Source organism: Massilia sp. 05N420 (genome assembly GCF_056397205.1).
The window spans coordinates 1-372 of the sequence record NZ_JBFTMX010000268.1; the positions used below are offsets into that span (position 1 = coordinate 1).

Consider the following 372-nt stretch of genomic DNA (forward strand, 5'->3'; position numbering starts at 1 on the left):
AAGGAAATCGAATCCTCGTCCGGCACGGACGAGGGGCGAGCGGGGGTTTCGAGCCGCATCGCGGCGAGCCCGCGAGCGGCTTGGCGCTTGCAAGCGCCAAGCCTCCCGATTCGCCTGACCAAGCAGTCGCGCAGCGACTGTGCCTTACCTCCACCACTATTCAAACAAAAGCCCTGCCGGCGCAAGCCGGTGGGGCTTTGTTTTTGAATACTCGCATGAGCAGAAGGAAATCGAATCCTCGTCCGGCACGGACGAGGGGCGAGCGGGGGTKTCGAGCCGCAYCGCGGCGAGCCCGCGAGCGGCTTGGCGCTTGCAAGCGCCAAGCCTCCCGATTCGCCTGACCAAGCAGTCGCGCAGCGACTGTGCCTTACC

The 372-nt window shown here is 65.1% G+C and carries 1 protein-coding gene; it reads left to right on the plus strand.

Annotated features, from left to right (window positions below; all coding sequences use genetic code 11):
• On the plus strand, positions 1 to 207 hold a 207-nt coding region (locus AC1DIX_RS28275), incomplete at its 5' end, for a hypothetical protein (RefSeq protein ID WP_477328686.1).
• Positions 208 to 372 lie beyond the last annotated feature (165 nt).